Below are 24128 nucleotides of genomic sequence, written 5' to 3' on the forward strand. Positions count from 1 at the left end.
AAACTCTCCTCTGTATACCAACATTAGGCACTCTCTTTTTCTAAATCGTTAACAGGCTTAGTTAGCTGAATATCATCCACTAATGTCAGCAATTGTTGCGCCATTTCGTTTGAAAACAAAATACTAAAATGATTTGACAAGATGTTGTTTCCTATGACTTTATCTGAAGTAAAGGCACACCAAGCATCTACCCCAGAGACATTATCATCACTACACCAAACCCAAAGCGGCACATTAACAACTGGAATAGCTTGTGCATAGAAGATTTTTTTCAAAACCCAGCGCTGTAACACTGTCTGATAAACCCAATCCGATGGTAATTCCTCTCCTAATAACTGCTGAACGTCAGCATTATTAAGGGTTTCTTTAAGTATCTGCTTATAATCTGCGGTGACAGACGCTTTGCTTGCTAAATTATTAACTAAAAGATCGAGCTTTTTAACGTCGTAATGCCCATTATGAATTGCGAGGTAGTGCTCTAAATCGGCTTTCATCTGAACAAGGTCATCATTTTCATTGTCTAGGGTTTGCAATGGATCATAATCAATAATAGAAACCGCCTTAATATCAAACCCTTCTGCTTGTAACCTATGGGTTAAGAGCATCATATGACGGGCCGCTAAACTCCAGCCTGCCAATATAATTTTTTCACCTTTAAGGGCCTTAAATTGCCCAACATAATCATCCATGAGGTTTTCAAAATCACTTTCATCTGAGCTTGCTAACCGCTTAGGATTAGACAAAACACCGTAAATGTTTGCCTTATCTTTTAAGTTTTCAAAAAGCGGCTCATAGTAGTTCACATGACCACCATGGGAATGCATCACCACAATTGAAATCTCAGACTCTTGGCAACGGCTTATTTCGACTAAGCGAGATTCAGGCTGCTCTTCCTGACTGCATTCTTCGCTTATAAATTCGGCAAGCGCTTCAACACTTTGTTTGCGAAACAGCAAATCTGTTGGGAATTCTTGAGCAAAAATTTGTCTCATCCGAGCAACCACTTTAATCGCAGCAAGAGAATGACCACCAATATCGAAAAACTTATCCGTCACACTGATGTTGGCTTGCTGCAAAATCTCTTGCCATAGCTCGCAAAGCGTTTGCTCAATATCATTACGAGGTGCCACATACGTACGAAGGGACTTTTGTCGCGCTTGCTCTAACAAGTTATGCCTATCCACTTTGCCATTAGCATTCAAAGGCAGGTATTTAACGCTAATCAACTGGGTTGGTACCATATAATCAGGCAAATTCGCTGCCAGCCAAGCTTTAAGTGTCTCCTCATCTAGAGCACCACCCACATAAGGCACAGCAAAAGCGACTAAATGCGCTTGATCCCCTTCTCCTTGCAGTAATACTGAGCTGTGCTGGACAGTTTGATGAGATGCCAGAAGAGATTCAATTTCTTCTAACTCCAAACGAAAACCACGAATTTTAACCTGCTGATCCGCTCTACCAAGAATATCAATACAACCCTCTGCGCGGCGCATGGCAAGGTCACCCGATTGATAAAAGCGTCCACCAGCGACAAAGGGGTTTGGCAGATAACGACCCGCCGTAAGGTCAGTGGCATTCAAATAACCTCGACTTAGATTAGATCCAGCAATGTACAACTCACCCACTTGTCCAGATATCACAGGGTTCATATATTGATCTAAAAGGTACACTTGGGTATCACCCATAACATTGCCTAGGGCAGCATCACCACTTTCTAGGTCAACGGCTTTCCACAACACCCCGACTGTCGTTTCAGTCGGACCATAGTGGTTAAACAGTGTGCAGTTCATTAACTCATCATCTTGATACCCTTTTAATTGAGCTAAAAGGCCATCACTGATTCGCTCACCACCTAGGACTAAAACTTGTTTAGGCAATAAAGCACTCCCATCAGAACCGCTTAATAGCGCCGATAAATGAGAAGGAACAATTTTCAGACAATCTAATGGGTGTTGCTCACAATACTTGGCCAAAGCGGTACTGTCGGTGCTTTCCTCACGCCCAATAAGATGCACACATCCACCTTGTAACCAAGCAGGAAACAGCATGGTATTGCCTAAATCCGCCATTAAAGAAGAAACAAGACCATAATGCCCTGCTTTAGGTAGTTCTAATGCCTGAATGGCAGATTGGCTATAATGCAGAATATTTTCATGGGTGACTTGAACGCCTTTTGGCTTCCCTGTTGAACCTGAGGTATACAACAAATAGGCAAGATTACTGGGTTTTAGCGTCGCTAACGTAAGTGACAATGTATCAGTAAGAGCGACAGCTTCTTCATAGGGTATTTCTGTAACAAGCTGAGACCAAGCCATCACCTCACTTTCATGCCCTTCTTTGAGTAAGACATCAGCAGAAGCTTTAACTGCCTGCTCTAAATTACTCTGTCCTAAATTACTCTGACCTAAATTGCTCTGAGCTGCATCAGAAGTGACAATTACAGCAGCTTCAGCATCGTTCAAAATACTTTCGATACGCGCCTTAGGTAACTCAGGATCAATCGGTAAATACGCAGCGCCTGATTTCAATACCGCTAACATAGCAAGAATCAGCTCAGTACTTCGCGGCAAGCACAAGGCAACAATGGTTTCTGGTTTTGCTCCCGCCCTGACTAAATTCGTTGCTACAAGATCACTTAAACGATCCAGCTCTGCATAACTTATTACCCTATCACCCTGTCTTAACGCTGGCGCATCTGGATTATGTGAGGCATGTTGACGGATGCTCTCCACTAAACCCAATGTCGTTTCGTGTATTTCATCATGTGTATGTTCTTTAGCAGAATCCTGTGCATAATGGCTAATAAGTGCGTTTTGCTCACTTTCAAGTAAAGCGTTCAAGCGGCCCAATGGCTCATTTGGCGCACTCAAGGTTTGCGCTAGCATGATAGGTAATCTTTGTACTAAACGAGCCATAGATAAGGCACTGTATTTGCGCTCATCATATGTCAGAACCCATTCACCCGCCCCACTTTCTGTAGCAATAAGTTGTAGCTGCAATGCATCCCCTTTAGGCAAGTAGGCGCCCGTTTCAAGACTCCCAAGGCTCGCTTGCATCACATATTGAAAGTTCACCGAATAGGCATTAACGACAGACTCAGACACCTGCTGAACATATTCTTGATATTCAGCCTGCTCATCTAATAAAGGCTGAAAGCCCATGAGTGCTTTTTCCAAGCTCAAGGCAGAGATATCATAAAAAGGCGCAGGCAGTCGCTGTTGCACCAAGCCGAAACAGTCATCTAGCTCTTCATAATCGTCTCGACAATCATGATAGTGACTTAGCTGGAATTGCTCTTTGCCACTGACTCTTTGTAATAACGCGGCCCAAGTGATTAACCCAATAGTTTGAGGTTCAACCTCCATTACCTCAGCTTTTTGCACTAGAAGATCTTGCATTTCCCGAGAAAAAGGCACTCGCACACTAGCCGCTTTGCTTTCTGTCTTTCCTTCAACGCTTTTCTCTAGATTTCTTTCAGAGCTGTCCAGACGTTCGTTCAGCTCAATACCAGGCAGCTCTTGCCACTGAAAGCCTTTCCAGAAAGACACGGCATCCGCCGCATCCTCATCTTCTTGCAGTTCATTAATCCATTTTGCATAATCTAAATACTGCATTTCTGGCTCAATATCCGCTTCTCGATCACCTATTAGCACTTCACGAATGCGAGTGACTGTCCCTTCGTCCAGCACAAGCTCTGAACCAATGAGAAGTAATCTATTTTGGTTCTCTTCGCTATTTTGACTATTTTGGCTTTCTGAAGCGGGTAAAAACCAAGCGAGTAAATGGGGATTTTCTGCTACAAAGGTTTGCTCTGCTTTCGCTTCTAGTTGCGCTTTTTTGTCAGCCGATGTGCTGCTGTTAATGCCACCATTATCAAGGTCATCATTTGTAACAAGAGACCAATTTACTCGCGCCGCCTGAACCTGCTGACGTAAGACATTGAATCCCTCAGGTTTACTAAAATCTGTTGTTAAAGCTTGCTGGTGTTCCACCAAAATACGAAGACGTGATTCAACTTCCTCTGCGACCGCATCCCCAAGGTTTAACCAGAAACGTCTATATCTTGGGGACTCATCACCCTTCACTATAAGACTTTGTTGATAGGTAAGTGCAACACCCGCTTGATTATTTTCGTAGTTCATAATACGTCTTCCTTAACCTGAGTTTTAACCTCAGCATTCACCTTTTCATCTAGCTGTTCTCTATGGTAAATATCCCCCATAGCAACGGCCATTTTACGTGTCCCCTCAAACGGGTCTCTAGCATGGGCTGCCAACATATTATCCAACATCACAACATCACCATGACGCCAATCGAAACGCACCGCATTGGCTTCGTATAACTCGCTAATTAAATCAACGCTTGCTTGCTCTAATGGTTCACCATCCCCGTAATACACATTGCGAGGCAAGCCTTCTTCTCCTGCAACAGACAAGAAATGCTCACGAACATCCGCCTCCAAGAAGCTATAATGGTGCAACTGTATTTGATTAAAAAAACTCATTTCACCCGTCACAGGGTGACTAATCACAGCGGGACATACCTGACTAATACGTAAGGTATCTTCGCCATACCATTCAAATTCGATATTACCCTCACGACAAATGGCTTCAACTTGAGCACGGTCTTCTGTCTTGAAGAAATGCTGCCAACTCACATCCAAGCCACTAAAGTTACGTACGTATTTAAGCTGTTTTTCTTGCAGCTTTTTACGCACAGCTTCAGGTAATTTTTGGTACAAGGCACGGCAATCCACGATCGGCGTACAACCCCCTGATTCCGCTGCTATCTCACAATAGAACCATTGTCGACGCGGCCACTTGTGCTGATGGGAGCTTTCGTTATGAAACATGATCATTTGATCATTGGGATAAGGTGTCGACTGATAGATTTTCTCACCCACTTCTTTCTTTGGAAGATCCCCGTATTGTCCAAATAGTTCTGGGTAAATCCCCTCGCAGAAACGCTCAAACTCAACCGGTGTTGGCAAGTTGAAGCCACGGAATACGATACCACCATGCACTTCTAACCATTCCATAATCAGGGCTTGGTTAGCCTGTGCCCATACGTTAGGATCAAGACCTTTTTCATTGCACTCCACTAACAAAGGAAAAGGGGCGTCATCATTTAAGGGGCGAGTACTCACAAGAGGCACTTTCACCGCTGGTGCCGCTTTAGTTTTTTTCATTTTACTCAGCTTATTTAGCTTACGTTTTGTTGGAGATTTTATATCCATATTAGAGTTACCATCTGCATTTTTGGTTAAAGCACTTCGTTTTAAAGACAGAAGAGGCACATTGATCTTGTTAACAATATTCTCAAGCAAGGCGAGTAAATCACGGCCTAAACGCTCTATTGTCGAGGCGTCAAAAAGCGACGTTCGATACACCCAGCGTAATGCTAGCTGCTCTCCCTTCGTCGTCATTTCTTCACTGGCAAACAAAGCCATATCAAATTTAGAATGTTGCTGAACATTCATTCTTGGTGTCACTTGTAAATCACCCAAATCCTGTCGTGCATTAGGGGTATTTTGCATCACTAACAGCGCTTGTATTAATGGGTGACTTCCCTGAATACGGGCAGGCTGTGCCGCCTCAACAACACGATCAAATGGAATATCCTGATAGTTAAAACCCTCAAGGCAAACTTGACGAACCTGGTGTAGGTAATCTTCAAAAGAATGCATGGAATTAGGTTTCATACGTAGCGCTATCAAGTTGACGAAGAAGCCAATGATATTCTCAGTATCGCCATGATCACGATTGGCAACATCTGTTCCCATTACGATATCCTGCGACCCAGTTTCTAGATGCAGTTGCGCTGTATAAGCCGCCATCAATAACATAAACAAGGAACACCCTTGCTCATTCGCTAATTGATTAAGCGATGCGGTTAACGCCTCAGGAATAAGTAAATCAAGCGCGCCCCCCTGGTCTCCAGCGCTTGCTGTACGAGAGCGGTCCAAAGGTAGCGCCAATTGCTCAGGCATCCCTGTCAGGTGGCGTCGCCAGTAGTCTAGCCCCGCTTGTTGTTTGGCACGGACCTCAGTACTAGCTTGCCAAGCGGCATAATCCAAATATTGAACAGGCAAGCTTGCTAAAGCCACACTTTGGACCTGAATAGCTTGCTGATAAGCGTCAATAAGATCATTAATCAACAAAGTCATTGACCAACCGTCTGAGGCAATATGATGCTGCACCAGCTGCACTAACCAGCGGCTTTCACTTAGTTTGTATAATACAAGTCGTAAAGGGCTTTCAGCGGTTAAATCAAATGGGGTATTTGATGCTTCAAGGATCAAATCACCCACTATCACTTCACGTTCAACAGGCCCTTCAGCACTAAGGTCAACCACAGAAAAAGCAGGGGTTAGACCTGCATCAACACGCTGATACCCTTCGCCATTGGCATCCGCATGATAGGTAACGCGTAAAATTTCGTGACGCTGTGCAACACCATAAAGCGCTGCTTGAATAGCATCCGTATTAAGTCCATTAGTTGCTGTTTTTCCTAGTTCGGCTTCTGACTTACCTTGCGGTTGGTCATCTAATTGAAGCGCCAGCTCGACCACACTACTCATATTAAAGCTGGCATCATTTTTCTTCAGTTGTTGCATAAACCAAAGGCGACGTTGTGCATCTGATAATGGCATCTTTTCTTGGCGTTTTACCAATGGGATAGACTGATCAGAAACTTGATGCTCTAGCAAAGACAAATGCTTTGCTAACTCGCTCAAAACAGGGGTTTCAAACAAGGTTTTCAGGGATACATCAAAGCCTTGAGCACGCAAACGAGAGCGCACCTGTGCAGCCATCAGTGAGTGACCACCAAGATTGAAAAAGTGATCTTGCTTATTTACTGTCTCTAAGTTCAGTAACGCCTTCCAAATATCACTGACAATGACTTCATATTGAGTCAAAACTTGCTCAGCTTGACCCTCTAGCGCGTCCACACTTACTTCATTGAAACCAGACTGGCTTGTATTTTGAGAAGAGAAAGCAGCAGAAAGTTCACGTTTAGACAGTGCATTCCTATCTACTTTGCCACTGGCATTTAACGGCAAAGACGATAGCCATTCATAACCCTGTGGCAACATATACTCTGGCAAGATTAAGGCTAATTCAGCTTGTAGTTTTTTGATGGTTTCTGAGGATTCAAAAGCTGAATGAGAATCCGACTCTGAGCTAGGCTCTGAAGTAGGCACGGCAACACACCAAGCAATCAGCCTTTCTTTTTCAATGGTAACAGCGGCTTGTTTAATATTTGGATTAGCTAAAAGTGCGGCCTCAATATCACCCAGCTCAATTCTAAATCCTCTTAGCTTCACCTGCTGGTCAACTCGTCCAACAAAATACAGGGTGCCATCTGCCAAGTGTTTAACCAGATCACCTGTGCGATACAAACGATTGCCATCACCAAATGGATTAGGCAAAAAGCGTTCTGCAGTTAAATCGGCTTGCCCTTGATAACCTCGTGCAACCCCTTCCCCTGCAATATATAACTCGCCAATAACTCCCTGTGGAACAGGTTGCAATTGTGCATCAAGTACATGCAAATCATTATTCAGCAAAGGTGTGCCGATTGGTGTCAGTGGCAAAGATGTCTCTTGAACCAAGTAAGAGGATGACCAAACTGTCGTTTCTGTTGGCCCATAGACATTAATCAAATCTCGACATTGTCGCTTAAGCTTGCTTGCTAATTCACTGTCTAATGCCTCTCCACCTGCGAGCGCCACGACATTAGATAATGCATCATCCGACAACTCATCTAACAAGCGCCAACCAGACGGCGTTGCCTGAATTAAATCAATATCATGCTCTTGTATTAAGCGACCAATTTGCTCCCCATCACGTCGCGCATCCTCATCAGCTAAAATAACAGCAGCCCCATTCACAAGCGGTAAAAACAGCTCTAATCCTGCTATATCAAAGGTAATGGTGGTGAGTGCCAATACTTTATTGAAAGGGGGTAAAACACGCTCCATCGCTCGCAAAAAGTTCGCAAATTGACGGCGCTCAAGCTGCACACCTTTTGGCACACCGGTCGAACCCGATGTATATAGGGTGTAAGCAAGAGACTGTTCCGGCACGACTAGCTTGGTATTAAGGTTAGATTGAGTCGATAATTCTTCAGTGAGAGAACCTAGATTAACCGGGGTTAAACTCTCTACTTCTAAGGCTTCAAATGTCTGAATCGTCGTACTGTCACATAAGCAAAGTGTTGCACCAGAGCGCTCAGCTATCATAGATAAACGCGCTTTTGGCTGAGCTGGGTCTAATGGCACATAAGCAGCACCGGCTTTTTGAATAGCTAAAAGAGCCACTAAAAGCTGACTATTTCTTGGCAAGCAAAGTGCGACTAATGATTCAGACAAAGTTTCCGATAAGGGCTCAGACGAGGTTTCAGATAAGCGCTCAGATATGCCACTTTGTCTCACACCTTGCCCTATCAGCCAATTGGCTAAACGATTCGCCTCATGGTTTAACTCACGATACGAAAGCGCTCTATCACAAGCCTGTAAGGCTAATGCATCTGGCGTCGCTTCAACTTGGACTTCAAAACGTTGAATGAAGGCATCTTGCGAGTTTACTGAGTAAACAGCACCTTGCGCTTGGCCTTGTGCCATAGAAGGCAATTGTAATTCGTGTAGCGCTTTTCTCACAGCACCATCAACACCCACCATTTGAGAGATAATCGCTTTATAGTCTTCAAGCATCTGGGCCGCTGTCACTTCAGAAAATACATCTCGATTGTATTCAAGCTGGACACCTAATGAATCTTGACGGAACAGGTTCAAACTCAGCTCACTTTTACTGCTGATGTGCGTTTGCTCTATGGCTTCGATGGCTAAACCAGGTATAGCAAGCTTCCTTTGTCCTTTTGTATCCACCTGATAATTAAACAAGGTTTGGAACAATGCAGGTCGCGCCATATTACGTTCTGGCTGCAAGCACTCAAGCAAGCGCTCTAACGGAATCGATTCGTTAAGGTCTTCTAGGGTGCGAGTCGCTGTCGACACTAACCACTCATCTAATGGCAAACTGGCATCAATTTGACTACGACACACCATGGTATTGATAAAAACGCCGACCATATTCTGAGTCTGTGCATCCTCTCGGCCAGAAACAGGCACACCAACGGCAAAATCATCTTGGCCACTGTAACGCCATAACAAAAGCTTCCATGCTCCAAACAATAATTGGAATGGGGTAACACTTAAGTCTTGCGCCTTCTGATCTAATTGGGCGATTAACTCAGCCTTAATAACACCTTCTACCCGGGCCCCATTATCGGTTTGCACCTCTGGATAAGCATAATCTGTCGCCAATGAAATCGTTTGCGGCATTTCTTTTAAACGTTCAAGCCAGTAAGACTCAACGTCAGAGCTGTGTTCAGCTTGTTTGGCACCAACCCAATCAATATAAGTCGTGCCTTCGGATTGACTAGACTCAAGCAGCTCAACTGAATGACCTGCAAGACTTTGTGAGTAAAAAGCGAGGAACTCTTGTACTAACAAGCCCATTGACCAACCATCTGTCGCAATATGATGAATATTGATCAAAAGCTGATACTCAGGAAGAGAATCAGTACCCGGCAAGCAAAAGACATCCAAGGACCATAATAAGCCCGTTTCTAAATCAAATACGTGATTTTCCTTTTCTTCAACCAAGTTATCCAAACTCGCGTAAGACACTTGATGGCAGGTAAAAGGAGAATCAACTTGATTCATTACTTGCTCAATTGGCAGTACTCTCTGCACGACTTGATCATCTTGACTGATAAAGCTTGTACGCAGAATGTCATGCTTATTCATAATGGCATGACAGGCGGCTTCTAGCGCTTTAAGATCCAACTCTCCCTTGATAGACAAGCGTTGCATGACATTCCAAGCACTGCTTTCTGGCGCAATCTGCTGCATAAACCAGATACGTTTTTGCGCATCTGATAAAGGCTGTGGCAGGTTTCTATCAACTCGCTTAAGCGAAGTTTGCTGCAAATTAGCAGCCTTTTGGCTCTTATCTACTTGGCTCTTATCTAATGAGCCAATAGCAATGTCTTTGGCAGTTTCACCCTTATCAGAAGCAACTTCAGACAATACATTAGCTAAGGCAATTGGCGTTTTATGCTGCGCCAATAATTTAGGAGACAAGGTCACCTTTGCGGTACGAGCACGGGCAATTAATTGCAAACTCAGGATGGAGTCACCGCCAGCCTGATAAAAATCGGCATTGTGATCAAGCTCTGCCTTGCCCAAAATATCTCGGTATAAATCCCTCAATATGATGGCTACTGGGTCTACTACAGCAACTCCTTCAACATCCTGCTCAGGAAGAGGAATGCACGATGCCATTGCTCTCAAGGTTCGATGCTTCATCACATTAAGCGGCGTCAAAACAGCACCTTGCTGTCGCGCTAAACCAATAAGCTGAAGGCTTAGAATCGAATCGCCACCTAGCGCATAAAAATCATCATCTAAAGCGACAGCCTCTAGCCCAAGCAACTGACACCAAATACCCGCTAATAAGGTTTGGTTAGCATTCATCTGCAAAGCATCACATCGCATGCCTGTCTCAGTGGATGATGGCTTATTTTGTTGTTCTTCCAGTTCAAGCCTGTCATATTTAAGCCTTTCTATTTGAAGAGACGTTTGATCAGCCACTTTTTGACGATCTATTTTGCCGTTCGTATTAAGCGCCATCTTATCCACACAAACGAGATTATCAGGCACCATGTAATCCGGCATGGCAGCCTTCATACGAACCAATAATTCAGACGCTATTTTGCTCTCATTGATTGCTGGGTCTGTATCAGGGTTTTCAAGCTCAATAGCAGCCACTAATAATGAGCGTTCGTTGCGTTCAAGCACAAGCGCAGAAGCGAGGGAAACCTCAGCCTGAGCTTGCAGCCAAGCACTGACTTCACCTAACTCTAAACGGTAACCTCGTCGCTTAATTTGATCATCTAATCGGCCAAGGTACTCAAACACCCCTTGATTATTAAGGCGAGCCCTATCACCTGTTCGGTAATACCTTTGATTTGTGGCGCTTTTTGAAGAACTTGCAATACTTTCTGAAGAGCTAACAGCACTTTCTACAAAAACTGCATTCAAATCCTTAGCTGTGGCTTGTACTTTAGTATCCCCTTGATCATGCCCTTTTATAAAGTAGCCGTTAGCCAGTTGCGGACCGCTAATACAAAGTTCACCCATTGCCCCTTGAGGTAATAAAACGCCATTTTCAGCGCGAATTTCCAAACAAGATTCAGGTAAAGCTCGACCCAAAGGCGCAACTAAGCTCATCCCTTCAAAAGAGTCAGTAATCTGATTATTCAGTTCAATAACACTCACGCCGACCGTACTTTCACTCGGGCCGTAATGGTTGAAGATTGCCATGTCTGGTGAAAGGCTATGAAGCTGATTTAATAAGGCCTCATCCATCCCTTCACCACCACTGATTAAGGCACGCTTTGGCAATATATCAATTGGAGAAGAGACGCTCAGTAGACCTTTCAAATGAGAGGGTACAATTTTTAGATAATCCGTAGGATGCTGGCGTAAGAAATCCGCTAATTCAGGTGGATTAAAAGCAAGTTCTGCCTCTGGTAGTAATAAGGTTTGTCCTTGATAAAGCGCTGCTAGCACGGAGGTTAAGCCCAAATCTGCAGCCACAGTCGCCAGGGTTAACCAACGTCCACCTTCAACAGACGGAATCGCTTGAGAGATAGCTGCTGAATAATGAGCTAGCGCTCCATGTGAAACTAATACGCCTTTTGGTTTGCCTGTTGAGCCAGAGGTATAAAGAATGTAAGCAATGTCTTCAGAAGCAATGTCTTCAGAAGCGATGCTTTTCGATGCTTTCCCCTCTAAATCTTGAATAGGTAATTCAAAAGCAAGTAAATCATTCCAGGACGTCAATGAAATACTAGAAACACCTTCACTTTGCCCATTTTCGATATTTAATAACCTCTCAGTGTGCTCAGTGTAAGAAGCATCACTTGGCAAAAAAGTATGAAGCACTAATGAGGTATTTGACTCTTCTACCAAGTCTTTAAGCCTTTGCTCTGGCTGCCTTGGATCTAGCATCAAAGCAATGGCACCGATACGCCAACAAGCGAGTAAACTGGCTATTTGACGCGCTTCTCTTGGCATCAAGATGGCAACTTTATCGCCTTTTTTGATGCCTTTTTGATTAAGCTTAGCCACTAGGTTTGTCACAACCGCATCAAGTGCTTGATAGGTAATTTGTTGCTTGCCAGTATCAAGAGCAATACGTGCATTGTGTTCAGGTTGGGACCAATACCCCATCACCTGATTCATCAATTGAGCCTTATTCGATAAGGTCTCGCCAAGCTGATGACTTAGGCCTGATGTCAATGTAACTTCAGATAAGCGTGTCATTGGCTTAGTTAAGGTCTGCACTAATATCTGTTCTAGATGATTAAGCAAACGAGTCACTGTTTTTGCATCAAACAGCTCAGCGCTATATTCCATCTCAAGGCGAATATCACCGCCTGATGGCTCCAATACCCGTAAGGTTAAATCAAAGCGTGCATGTCGCTGCTCTGGCACTATGATATCGACTTGTGTGCCAGGTAAACTAACACTCTGACTGTCAGGCAATGCCACATGGACAAACATAACTTGAAACAGAGATTGTGCCGCTTTTGCTACTTTATCGTCATCAGATTTAAGCAAGTCTTGTAACTGTTCAAGGGGTAAATCTTGATTATCAAAAGCGCCCGCTGTCACGGTTTGAGTGCGTTTTAACGCCTCGTCAAAACTTGGATTGCCATCTAGCTGCTGACGCAATACGAGCGTATTCAATAAAGGCCCGACCAAAGGTCTAAGCTCTTCGCGGCCACGGCTTGCAACAGAGCTACCAAAGCAAAAATCGGTTTGTTGGCTGTAACTTGATAACAACCAACTAAAGGCCGTTTGAAAATAAATATACAGGGTATTATTGGTGTCATTGACCCTTTTTCGAAGAGACTCAGAAAGCGCATGGGACAAGCTAATCCCCTGCACGGCGCCAGCATAACTGCGCTCATGATTGGGTTTGCGAGTCCGGTCAAAAGGTAGGGCTAATGATCTTTTAGCGCCCTCTAAGTTTTGCTTCCAATAATCACACTGGCGCTGATAATCATCCCCTTCCAGCCAATCAGCTTGCCAACTGGCATAATCCGAATATTGAATCGCCAGCTCTGGTAATTGCAATGCGTCACTTTGAGTCCCCTTACTGTCTATTGCAGCAGTATAAAGTAAGCTAAGCTCTTGATTTAGTTGCTGAGACGACCAAGCATCAAACGCCACATGATGTATGGTGAAGAACACCCAATAACTCTCATTATCAGCAGTCTCAATGCTATTTTTCAAAGAAACATCTTCCAAGGACACATTTTCCAAGGACACTTGATAAAGCTCGACCCTTAAGGGGAGTTCATTACCAAGATCAAAAGGCACCTCAAGTTCTTGCTCATAGTGTGTTTGATACCAGTTTTTCAGTGCCACATCATTCGCCAAAGAAACCGTTTTTGGCGCGAATGATAAGCTAGGCGCTGGCATCACCTCAGGTATCCAACTTCCCCTGTCATCCATAATGTATCGAGTGCGTAATACTTGATGGCGCTCAACTAGGGCTGTAATCGCTTGCGCTAACGCCTCTATATTTAATCCATTATCAAATCGTAATACCGAGCAAAGGTTATACAGTGCCCTAGTCGACATTTGTTCAGCAACTAAAAAGCGCTGCTGTGCCAATGACAATTGTGTGCCCGATTGCTCTGTCGATACGATAGGCAATTGCCAACTATCAATCCCCTGCTGAGCAAGCTTGTCACGAAATAATTGCCTTTTCTCTTTAGGAAGGCTCGCTAAACGTTTCGCGATATCTAAATAGCGTGTTTGTTTCATATCAAAAAGTATTCCTAATCTTCAAATTCACTGAGCAACTGATCCATAAAGTCCAGCTCATCATCTTGTTGCTCATCAGAGCCAGTAATTTGTTCTGCTAATGCCGCAATCGTCGGTTTCTCAAAAAGGGATTGCAGGGCTAGACGAATACCAAACTCGGCTTCTACTTTCGCGATCATTTGCATTGCCAGTAAAGAGTGACCGCCTAGTACAAAGAAGCTATCTTCTGCTTTTGGTAAGGTGCCAAGTAACGCCTGCCAAATATCAGCAAGACGGTGTTCAACATCCCCTTCAAGCGCGCGGCTTTGCACCCTGTCTGACGATGTCTGAAGCTCAAGCGCTGAGGCTTGACAAGTCAAGGCTTTACGATCAATTTTACCGTTACTGTTAAGTGCAAACTGACTCACACAAACACATTGGTAAGGCAGCATGTAAGCAGGTAATTCGGCTTCTAAAAGCTCACGCATGGTTAGGCTGGAGATGCTTTCTTGTGTTTGCAGGAAGGCCACTAAACGCTGTTTATCATCTGCAACGACAACAGCCTCAGACACGCCCTCAAATTTGCGCAAGCTGTTTTCAATCTCACCAAGCTCGATACGAAAACCACGCACTTTGATCTGAAAATCACTGCGGCCAATGTATTCAAGTAGGCCATTCTTACCAAGACGCACAAGGTCGCCTGTTTTATATAAACGTGAGCCATCTTGGCTAAATGGGTCAGGAACAAAGACACTCGCCGTGAGATCGGGAGCATCTTGATAACCACGTGCCACACCTTCCCCCGCTATATACAATTCACCGGTTGCACCAAGTGGTACTGGCTGCAAATGATCATCTAATAAGTAACAGCGGTTATTCAGAATTGGCGTACCTATGGCTGCCACACCGTCTTCGCTTATACCTTTTTCAACAGCGCCTTCTTCAACAGCACTTTCTTCAAGAGCACCTTCTTCAACATCACTTGCTTCAACAGCCCCCTTCTCATTGAAGGAATGGGTCGTTGACCATATGGTGGTTTCAGTTGGTCCATAGGCATTTATGAGGGTGACACCTTTTTCCATCAGCTTTTTCGCCAAATAGTTAGGTACTGCCTCTCCTCCAACAATGCCTTTCAATGCCGGCCAAACAGCATCATTTTTGGTGAGTAGCATTTGCCAAGTTGTTGGTGTCGCCTGAAAGACTGTGGCTTGATTTAACAGCTCAAACAAAGCATCCACGTCCATAGTTTGCTGGCTATCTGCCATCAAAAGGGTCGCACCTTGTAAGAGAGGTAAGTAGATTTCGAGGGCACTAATATCAAATGAGGTCGTCGTCACCGCCAACCAAGAATCCGTTTCACTAATGGCGATTTTTTGTCCCATACCATGAAGGAAGTTCGCTAAGTTACCTCGACTAATGGCCACCCCTTTAGGCTTACCGGTAGAACCTGAGGTGTAAATCACATAGGCCAATTGGCTATAATGGATGCCTCTAGATGGGTTTAGATTCCAATCATGATTTAGCGCTAGGTTGAAGGCTAAACCGCTTTCGCTAGGCAGGCTGTTTAGGGTAAGTACATCAGCATTAGATTTAACCAAGCCACTATTTTCTGTCTGGGTGATTAGCAAGCTAGGTTTTGCATGCTGGCAGATGTAACTTAATCTATCCGCAGGTTGAGCAGGATCAAGGGGAATATACGCCCCGCCCGCTTTTAATACCGCTAGATGAGCGATCACAGCTAACGGACCACGATCAAGCAAGATAGCGACTTTTTGCTCTGCACCCACCCCTTTATCCATCAGGTAATGAGCAAGTTGGTTAACCTCACTATTTAAGCGACGATAACTCATAGATTCATCATGGAAGCGAATGGCTATCGCCTCTGGCGTACTCTCTACTTGTGATTCGAAACGACGGATCAGATCATAGTCATCTTTCAGCTCAGCACTTGTGTCATTAAAGGTTTGCTCTAACTTTTCATCTAAATTGCCATCTAAGCCAGATAAGATCTCAACCTGACACAAAGGTTTTTCAGGTTCAGACAACATGTCTGTCAACAGATTTAAATAGTGGCGAGCGTAACGGGCCATGGTGTCTTGCAGGAATAATTCGCTGCTGTATTCCAACACACAGCACCACTCACTCTTACCTTGTTCATTCTGGCCTTGCTCAATCTGCATGCCGATTTCACTCAAGCTCGTACCTTCATCTAAGGTGATTCGCTCTGTAGCAAGCCCGGCAAAGTGAGAATCTGAATCTAATTGAATCAGATTAAATAGAGACTGGAACAAAGGTGCGCGACCGTTATCTCTTGGTAAATCAAGTGCTTCAACCAACTTCTCAAAAGGAAGATCCTGATTTTGCTGCGCTTCTGTCAAAGTTTGCTGTAGACGCTGCCAACTTGTTTCCACGCTTTCTTGTAACGCAAGCGGGGCTTTAACCACTTGGGTAGAGGCAAAATAACCAATTAATTTTCCACTATAAGCCTGTTGACGATTCGCCACAGGGATACCAATCTGAATATCATCTTGGCCACTGTAACGAGACAGCAATAACTGCCAAGCATTGAGTAAAGGAACAAAGGCCGTCACCTGACGTTGTGAGCTTTGCTGCTTCAACTGAGCCACCAGATTCTCAGGTAAGGTGAAACGATAACGCTGCCCTTTAGAACTCAACTGTTTTGGTCGAGGGAAATCCGTCGGCAAGTCCAATAAAGGCTGCTCACCGGCTAGTTTCTCTTTCCAATAGTTAAGCTGCTGCTGAAGCGTGTTACGGGTTTCTGAACCTTGCCACCAGCTTGCATAGTCGCCAAACTGATAAGGAAGGGATTCACGCCCTTCAATATTGAGCACATCTGCCACAGAGTCTGAATACAAAGCCTGCAACTCATCAAAGAAGACTTTTAAAGACCAAGCATCTGCTATCAAGTGGTGCAAACACAGCTGTAAAATATGCTCCTCACCTTGCTCAGCTTCAAGCACGTCTAAACGCCATGGTGGCTTTTCTTCTGGGGTAAATGCTTGATTAGATAAATCACGCAAAGTATCCACTAACAGCGTTTCATTCGCCTGTTCAAACAAGCTTGAATCAAGACTATGTACACTAAGTGGCACTGCAAGAGGACGACTCTCAGTGCCAGCGAGCACCGCTTGATACAAGTCGCCATCTTGTTCGACAAAGACAGTACGCAGGCTATTTTGCTCTGACATTAATACGGCTAACGCCCGTTGTAAGGCAGTTAAATTAAGCTTACCTTTCACTCTTAAGGATAAAGTCAGCTGATAAGCTCGGCTTGCGCCACTGAATTTTTCTAAGAACCAAAGACGTTTTTGCGTCGCGTGCATCGGAAACAAGTTCGCACCGGATGATGCTTCAGTCCGCTTACGAGACGGGATAATGAAAGGTTGGCTATCATCTGTCGACTGCTCTAGTTGCTCAATCTCTGCTGCTAAAGCCATTAAGGTCGGTTTTTCAAATAAGCTACGAAGCGGCACATCCACGGCAAAGTCTTCTGCCAAAGCCGCCACAATACGTGCAGCTAATAGGGAATGACCACCGAGTGAGAAGAAATTATCTTCACGGGCAATGTCAATGTGCTCACTGTCTCTCTCAGCGGCCTTATCAGCTACTTTATTGGCAATTTTATCGGCTGCCTTATCAGTAACGCCCAACAGAACCTGATTCCATATGCAAGCAAGACGTTTTTCCCAAAGGCCTTGAGGCGCTGTTCGCTCCTGGGTTTGAGCTTGTGCGCTCGCCAGACTTGGAAGCGCCAAAGCCTGTAGTGCTCCTCGATCTACCTTGCCATTGGCGTTTTGTGGCAAGACATCCAGCCATTGCCAAAAAGTGGGCAGCATATATTCAGGCAAACGCTTAGCAAGATGCTCGCGCAAGGCAGTCGATTCGCCTTGTTCACCACTCCAATAAGCGACTAATTTCGCTTGATCACCTTTGCCCTCTAACAAGACAACCGCATTATCAACACCATCAAGTTGAGGCAACAAGGCTTCTATTTCACCTAGCTCAATCCTGAATCCACGTAATTTAACTTGGAAGTCATTTCGCCCTAAATAATCTAACGTGCCATCAAGTCGACGACTCACTAAATCACCTGTCTTATAGAAACGTTCATGTCCAGCAAACGCTGTTCTATTAGGAGAAGAGCAATAGGGATTAGCAACAAAGGCTTTTTCGGTTAAGTCAGGCGCCTTATGATAACCAAGACCTACGCCGTCCCCACTCAAATAAAGCTCACCGGTTACACCCTCAGGCACAGAACGCATTGAATCATCTAAAACATGGGCAGATAATCCTTTAAAAACTTTACCGATTGGTAAGGTTGCGCTCGATGTTGCAGCATCACAATCAGCAAGTGTGATTGCCTGGTAGGTGGAATAAACCGTCACTTCTGTTGGGCCATAGGCATTAATCAGCTCTGCGCCACGCATCAAAATTTGACGCCCTAGCTCTGCACTCAAGGCTTCACCAATTGAAATTGCCGTCACCCCATCAAGGGTGCGACGAGAGCGAGCTAAAAACATACTCCAAGTGGCAGGTGTTGCTTGCATTAAACTGACAGGCTTGTGACTTACAGCAGCATCAAGCAACTGATCCAAGAGTCGAGGATCTTTAGTTTGTTCATTGGTTGCGACCAAGATACTTGCGCCCTGTGTTAAAGGATACAAGAGCTCCACAATGGAAATATCAAAGCAATAGGTTGTTAAAGACAGTACCTTGTCCTTGGTTGAAAGCGGAACACAATCTGATAACTCACGACATAAATACGCAAGATTACCGAGACTGATCTCTACTCCTTTTGGCCGCCCTGTTGACCCTGAGGTGTAGAGAATATAAGCCAGTTGATCTGGCTTTTCTGTATCTGGCTTTTCTGTATCTGACTTTTCTGTATAGACAAGAGGTTGTTCTGTCGTTACTTGGTGATCGTTATAAGTATCGCTATCTAAATCGCTTTCTAGTGTATTATCTAAATCAAACCAAGTATCAGCACCTATAGCCAAACAAGCCAATTCAGGCTGAAACTCTGTTACCTTGCTTTGATATGCCCTATTTACCAAACATAGCACTGGAGTTGAGTGCGCCAAAACATAAGACATACGATCTGCAGGCCATTCAGGCTCAATCGGCACATAGGCAGCACCTGATTTAAGCACCGCCAAGATAGAAACCAACATATGTTGATCTCTATCGACACAAAGGGCGACTCGATCACCTTGTTTGATACCGGATTTCTGCAGCTGAACCGCTAAGCGGTCACTGTGCCTATTCAGTTCAGCATAAGTCAGAGGATTTGAGCCCGCTTCTCCACCTTGAACCCCAATCGCATCAGGCTGATTGTTAACCTGCTCGGCAAACTGGCTTAACACACTCTTGCCCTTAGGAATCGACGCAGCCTCTAACATCTCAGAATCAGCCGGTTGCCATAAATCCATCTCAGTCAGCTCAGACTCTGGATTCTCAAGCATCCATTCCAAAATACGCTCAAAGTCATTGGCCATACGAATAACCGTTTCGGGCTGGAACAACTCAGTACTGTATTCAAAGCTTAAATTAAATGTTCCTTCATGGGCTTGTACATCCAGTTTGAAATCACATAGTGCCGTGTCTGGACGGTTATCTATGGCATCTACCTCAAGACCACCTAGCTCTAATTGATCTAGCGCCTTACCAGAGAGGTAATTAAACATGGATTGGAATAGCGGGTTATAGCTTGTCTGACGATCAACACCCAACTGATCAATCAAGTAATCGAATGGCAAGTCTTGATTAGCTTGAGCTTGTTGCGCCTGCTTTGCAATCGATTCTATTAACTTTTCTACACTTTGAGTCGGTGTCAGATCAGCACGCTGTACCAAGGTATTAATGAAGCAACCAAAGATGTCTTGAGTCAGTGCATGGTGGCGGTTAGCCACAGGCACACCAATCAGAATATCCTTTTGACCGCTGTAAGCACCTAATAGCAACTGGAATGCCGCCATGGTAGAGGCAAAATGACTGCGCCCTGCTGCGCGATCAAAGTCAGTCAGTTTTTGGGCAATACTCGCGGACAAGGTGGTCACATAACGTTTGCCTTCACCACTTGGCTGCTCTGGTCTTGGGTAATCACTACTAAGGGATAAAACAGGCAATGCTAATGCCTCATCAGACGTAGATTGCTGTGCACTGTCTTTTGGCTGAAGTAACGTCTTCCAGTAGTCTAGTTGCGATTCTAAATGGCCCTCATCCATCAGCTCTCTTTGCCAAAGAGCATAGTCTGAGTATTGTAATTCTGGCGTGGCCAAAGCAAGGGCTTGGTCATTCACAATGGTTTGATAAATTTTGCAGAACTGGTCAACCAAGAGACGCAAAGACCAAGCGTCAGCGATAATATGATGACAGTTAAATGCCAACACTTGGCTGTGCTCAAGCTCATACAAGCTCACACGTAATAAAGGACCTTGATCCAATGAAAACGGCTGCATGGCATCCGCTTTGAGCGCTTTTTCTAAGATTGCAGATTCAGATAAGGATTCAGATAAGGCTTCATCCTCTGTTTCTAGGTGCGACACAGAAATAGAAATGTCGCCCTTTGGTGAAATCACCTGAACAGGTTCACCCTGCTCAACTACAAAGTGGGTTCTCAGAATATCATGCTCAGAGATAATGCTATTCAGGGCTTGTTCAGCCACAGTCACGCTAAGTTTTTTGCCTTCAGCGGTTTTATGAATTCGAATCGCTGCCGGTAAATTGTAAGCGGCACTTTCTGGGTCCAATTGCTGTAAGAACCACATACGTTGCTGAGACCAAGAGAGTTTCACCTTCACATCTTGATTAGATGACGTGTTATTCCCTTGCAAGGATTTCAACGGTGGCAGTGTATTTTGCCCCTCATTCGCATCAATCCAGCTCGCCAGTAAGGCAATGGTCGGCTGCTCAAATATACTTCGAAGGGGCACTTCTCGGCTCAATAAGCGCGTTAATTGTCCCGCCATTTGAGTGGCTAATAAGGAGTGTCCACCCAGCTCAAAGAAGTTGTCATGGATGCCAATGCGATCCAAGCCAAGCAATGATTGCCAAGTCTCACATAAGGACTGCTGTAATTCCGAAGTAGGCGCAACATAACCTGCCCCTAACTGTTTGTTAAAGTCAACACTCGGTAACTGCTTACGATCGACTTTTCCATTGTTATTACGAGGTAGTTTTGGCAAACAAACAAACGCACTCGGCACCATGTAATCCGGTAAACCTTGGGCCACAAAATCACGCAGTTCGCGCCAGTTATTTTGCTCATTCTGCTCTTTTGCAGCACCATTTAGCGCCTCACCTGCGATGTATGCCACCAGCACCTTACCACGCTTTTTGTCATTAGCCGCAAGTAATACCACTTCATCAACATCTGGGTGCTGGGCCAATCTAGATTCAATTTCACCCAACTCAATTCGATACCCACGAACCTTAACCTGATAATCGACTCGCCCTACATATTGTAAGCTGCCATCTGCTAAATAGCGGGCAAGATCACCCGTACGGTATAAACGCTCGCCATTATTTAAAAACGGGTTAGGTAGGAAGACCCCCGCTGTACGCTCGGGCTCATTAAGATAACCACGGCCAATTCCCGTACCTGCCACGTAAATTTCGCCAATCGCACCAATTGGCACCAACTCAAGTTCAGGGCTTAATAAATAAAGACGGTTATTCGCTGTGGCAGAACCAATGGGCACATGCAGCACCTGGTCACTTAGGCGATCAACAATAGGATAAAAGGCAACATCGTCTGAACACTCAGCCGGGCCATAGGCATTCATTAACGGAATAGACGGATATTGCTCTATCCATTGTTGGGCCAATACAGGCGGTAAGGCTTCACCTGTTGGTAACACCCATCTTAGTGTCGACAAAGACGACTTAGAGCCTGATGTTTCAGTAGCAAGCATACCTTGAATCAAAGCAGGAACTGGCTCTAAGACACTAATGCCACGACGATCAATTTCAGTGACTAGTCGAGCAGGGTCTTGGCTTATACAGTCTGGCAGAATTTCGACTCTTGCCCCAAGAATGGGCGCAATCAAAAACTGCCATACCGAGATGTCGAAACATTGAGAGGCGGTTTGCGCAATGACATCCTGATCGGTTAATTGTAAGGGAGCGAATTTACCCAGCATGTTATTCAACATGCCATTTCGGGTCACCATGGCACCTTTTGGTGTTCCGGTAGATCCTGAAGTGAAAATAACATAGGCTAGGTTTTGCCCCGCCAGTTTGCGATCTGGCGCTTTAGCAGAATCAAAAGCCAATTCGCTGCTAGCAGAAGCTTCATAGCCAGCAGGCGCCTCATAGCTTGTAGACCATTCAGCTCTATCATAGGTTGCGACACTCGGTTTATCGCCATCTAAGCCAGACTCTGACAAGTCACTCTCTGACAAAGCGCTAACAGACAAAGCGCTGGCTGACAAGGCATCTAGGGCCAACTCTTCAAACTGTTTATTTGCCAATACTAAACTTGATCTACTTTGCTTTAAGACTTGAGCAATACGCAATGGAGGATGGCTAGGATCAAGTGGTAAATACGCAGCACCGGATCTTAGCACCGCTAAGATCATGACCAGAAAATCGCTATTACGCTCACCTAACAGGGCAACCACGCTGTCTAGTTTGACACCATGGTGAACCAGTTTTTGAGTCAAGGCATTAACTCGCTGACTCAATGCTTCATAAGTCAGTGTTGTTTCCCCATCACTGACGACGACTTTATTTGGATTAGCGGCAACTTGCGCATCAAAACGCTCAATATAACTCGCGCCTAAATCAAACTTGTCACCTTCAGACCATAATTTTTGCTGCTCAACTTCTTCGGCTTGCAACATAGGTAATTGACTCAAAGTCGCCTTTGAATCAAGCGTCAACATAGACAGCAATAGGGTTTTAAAATGGCCCAACATGATACTTACCGCATCATGGGAGAAATCTTGGCCTTGATAGGTCAATTGCAAATGCAAAGACTCACCAGGAATAATCACCACAGTAATGGGGTAGTTAGTATGGGTTCTGTTAGTCGCGTTCTGGACGATAAACTCAAGGTTTTCCTGACTCAAACCCGCATCCATTGGCGCGTTTTCAAACACGAACAAACTTTGAAATAGATCCTGCCCCTCAACCTCACTCCATTGCTGGATATCAGCCAATGAGCTGGTTTCATGCTCACGCAAAGCCAGGTTTTCCGTTTGCAAGGCACGCAGCCACTCACCTAAAGACGCGGTTGGGCTAACACGCCAGCGCAGCGGCAAGGTATTAATAAACAAGCCAACAATGGATTCCATGCCTTCCATATGAGCCGGACGACCCGCCACAGTCACCCCAAAAAGCAGGTCTTGTTCACCACTGTATCTATTTAGCAATAACGCCCAAGCGCCCTGTATTAGGGTATTAAGCGTCACTTTATTTTGTGCTGCTAAAGCTTGTAGCTTGGCGGTGTCATCAACACTTAGATGCTCGATAAGATCAACAACAGGATCAGCCTCTAAATATTGCTTGGGCTCACGTATCCCAAGAGAAGTGGGGACATCAAAGCCAGCCAGCCTTTGCTGCCAAAAATCTTTGTGGGTGTCAGCAGGCTGTTCACGCAACCAGCGAATAAAGTCTTGATAAGGGCGAGGTTTTGGCAGTGTTACCTGCTCTCCTTTTACAAAAGCACGGTAGTAGGTCAAAAAGTCCATCATGATTAATGAGAAGCACCAAGCATCCATCAAGATATGATGATAACTACGGACAAACTGATAGCGGTTTTCATCCAGTTGAATAAGACGCACACGCATAATCGGCGCTTTATTAAAGTCCAGCCCAGCTTGTCTTTCTTGGGCTAACATCTCATCTAGTTTTTGTTGCTGCGCTTGCTCACTCACCCCGCGCCAATCCATTAACTCAACAGGCAGGTCAACCTCTTTATAAACAACTTGCAAAGGCCGCTTTTGCTGCTTCCAGACAAACGCAGTACGCAATAACTCATGGCGCTGTACCACTGCACTCCAAGCCCGTTGAAATGCTGTTTGATTAAGGGATTCCATCTCCATAACATGGCGATATTGTAGTAGATACATACCTTGTTCAGGGTTCATCAAGGTATGAAATAACAAGCCTTCTTGCATAGGTGCAAGTGGGTAAATCGATTCAATTTTATTCGACAAAGCATTCATTTCTGGTGATGCATGAGAAATTGAAGTCATTAGGTTCTTCATAGTCAGTC

3 protein-coding genes are annotated in these 24128 nt (G+C 44.8%); all 3 read right to left on the reverse strand.

Features of this window, described 5'->3' with window-relative positions; translation table 11 throughout:
* Positions 1-23: 23 nt before the first annotated feature.
* The 3 genes from MED121_RS22515 to MED121_RS22525 are packed head-to-tail and all read right to left on the reverse strand — an operon-like array spanning position 24 to position 24108.
* Complete coding sequence (locus tag MED121_RS22515; RefSeq protein WP_009836123.1) at positions 24-4142, reverse strand: non-ribosomal peptide synthetase; 4119 nt, start codon at positions 4140-4142, stop codon at positions 24-26.
* On the reverse strand, positions 4139-13909 hold the full coding sequence (locus MED121_RS22520) for a non-ribosomal peptide synthetase (protein WP_009836124.1): 9771 nt from the start codon (positions 13907-13909) through the stop codon (positions 4139-4141). Before MED121_RS22520 ends, MED121_RS22515 begins: the two co-directional genes overlap by 4 nt.
* Positions 13910-13923: 14 nt before the next feature.
* Complete coding sequence (locus MED121_RS22525; protein ID WP_242603247.1) at positions 13924-24108, reverse strand: non-ribosomal peptide synthetase; 10185 nt, start codon at positions 24106-24108, stop codon at positions 13924-13926.
* Between the last annotated feature and the right edge of the window lie 20 nt (positions 24109-24128).

The organism is Marinomonas sp. MED121 (assembly GCF_000153025.1).
In the GTDB taxonomy this organism is placed as follows: Bacteria; Pseudomonadota; Gammaproteobacteria; order Pseudomonadales; family Marinomonadaceae; genus Marinomonas.